The following is a 2221-nucleotide window of genomic DNA, read 5'->3' on the forward strand; positions in this document are numbered from 1 at the left end:
CCAGGATGCATTGGGATGGTTGTGGGGCTGAAAGTAGCCGCCCGCGGAAGTGATGTGGAACCAGCTATGAAACCTGATCTGCTCCATCCGCACCGCTTCGGGTTTCGTTTCCTGCACGACCGCCAGAAAAGCCTGCAGGTGTGCCAGCAGAGTGGCCCTCAGGGCGGCGATTGCGTCGTTCTTGGGGCTGTCCAGAAAGTCGAATCGGCTTTCGAATACGCCGGGATGCCGACCCTGGGGCGGCTGGGGATGCCGGTGGGATTCGTTCTGCCGGCCGAGAATGGCCTTCTTTACGGAAAGCAGCAGCCTGTCGTCATCCAGATTGGCGTGGTAAATCGGCGTTGCGAACAGTTTTCGGATCATAAAAAAACCCGGGCCATTGGCCCGGGTTTATACAACACGTCAACGATCAAAAGAAATTGTACTGCAGGCGGGCAAAGTACCTGCGGCCAGCCAGATCGTAGATTTCGCCGACTATCGAGTCGTCGTACCCGCTAATGCTGTCGATTACCGGTTTCTCGTCTGTGAAGTTTTGAACGCCAACGATCAGATCCACGTTCCACGGGGAGCGATACTCGACCGTGACGTCATGACTCATGTAGGAATCGTAGTCCTCGATTTCGCCATCGCCATGCTCGCCGATATAGTTCATTCCGTAGTTGACGGTAAACGCGTCCCTGGTAAGGCGTACTGTCGCACTTACGCGATCATCCGGGTAGCCGGCTTCGGTAATGAAGTCGATCACGCTATCGTCCGCGGAATTCTGGACATCGTAGGTCAGGAAACGGGACCACTCCAATTGCGCATTGACGGTTCCGATCGCGAAGTCCTGGTTGTACTGAGCACGAACGTCCAGACCGCGTATGTCTCTTGCCGCGGCGTTGGTGATGACGTTGGTGATTGAAACCAGCCGGCCGAGCCCGCCTGCGGGACCGGGTGCGCCGCGCACGACCTCGGTGCCCGGAGGCACGTTGCCTTCTGCCGCAAACCGTACGAGTTGACCCAACCTGAGTGAAGTCGCGCGGTCCGTGGTGTCAACCTCGAAGTAGTCGACACTTGCGGACAGGCCTTCCATGAAAGGTGGCGTGACAACGGCGCCGATGTTGAAAGCCTTGGAGTTTTCAGCCTGCAGGTCCGGGTTGCCTCCCGTGAAATTCTCGATCTGGAATGTCGGACAATCGGCCGGGGCGACGCCTTGGGACTCGCACTGGGGAAAGTCCGTAACATCGTTGAACGATTGCGAGAGCTTCGAGTACAGGTCGGTCAGGTTCGGTGCCTTGAAACCCTCGTTGTACGAGGCTCTCAGCACCAGCCAGTTCGCGACGGACGGATTGAAGCGGACATGGGTCGATGGCGTCACGGCGGAACCGAAATCGTTGTAGTCGTCCCAACGCAGTGCCCCTCCGATCTCCAGCCCCTCTATGATGGGCACCAGCAACTCGCCGTATGCGGCCTTGCGGGAGCGGTCGCCGGCGGCGGAATTGCCCGCGGAGCCGATAATGTTGCCGGCCTCGCGCTGCGCGTCGTAGTTGTCGTTGTAGTCTTCGTCGGCCCACTCCCCGCCAACCGCCCATCCCACCGGACCGGCCGGAAGGTCGAAGGCGAAGCCGGAGAAGCTCACGCCAACCTGGTTGAACTTGGTGTCGAGATCCCTGGTCAGGGTGGCGGAACTGGCGAGAACCGCATCGGCATTTGCCGGGGACAGAGGGTCGAGCACGTCATAGGCGCCCGTCGCAACGAGATCTTCCAGAATGCTCTGTACGATATAGGTGTTCCCCGTTGCCGTCGCACTGTAGTAGTAGTGCCGCGCGAATGCATCGAACGTGATCCTGCCGTCGGCCAGTTCGCCCTCGAGGCCGACCACGATATCGAACTCGTCCCGCTTGGAGTTGTCGTCGCGGGGCCCGTGTGCCACGAACCGGTGGAATGCCAGGAATGGCGCACCATTGGCGCCGGCAACCGGCGTCAGCCCGTTCTCGATCCTGGCGGGCTCGTTTACGGCAAAGAACCCCACAGCAGGGGCGTAGCGACCGAAGCTGTTGATGCGCGAGTACCGGTTCTCGGCGTAGACGTTGATATCGTCCGTGAGTTGATAGCTCGCATCCACAAAGGTGCTATAGCGTTCTACGGAACCCGTCTGTGCCGAAATATCGGCATAGCCGAAGCCGCAACCCTCGCCGGGTATGCCGAAGGGCGTATGGAAGATGCCGGCATAGACGGA

The 2221-nt window shown here is 59.7% G+C and carries 2 protein-coding genes; both read right to left on the bottom strand.

Annotated features, from left to right (window positions below; all coding sequences use genetic code 11):
- The coding region (locus tag OXG98_02420; protein MCY3770864.1) for a hypothetical protein at positions 1-363 on the bottom strand (363 nt) is incomplete at its 3' end.
- A gap of 46 nt (positions 364-409) precedes the next feature.
- The coding region (locus OXG98_02425) for a TonB-dependent receptor (protein MCY3770865.1) at positions 410-2221 on the bottom strand (1812 nt) is incomplete at its 5' end.

It is taken from the genome of Gemmatimonadota bacterium, assembly GCA_026706345.1.
In the GTDB taxonomy this organism is placed as follows: domain Bacteria; phylum JAAXHH01; class JAAXHH01; order JAAXHH01; family JAAXHH01; genus JAAXHH01.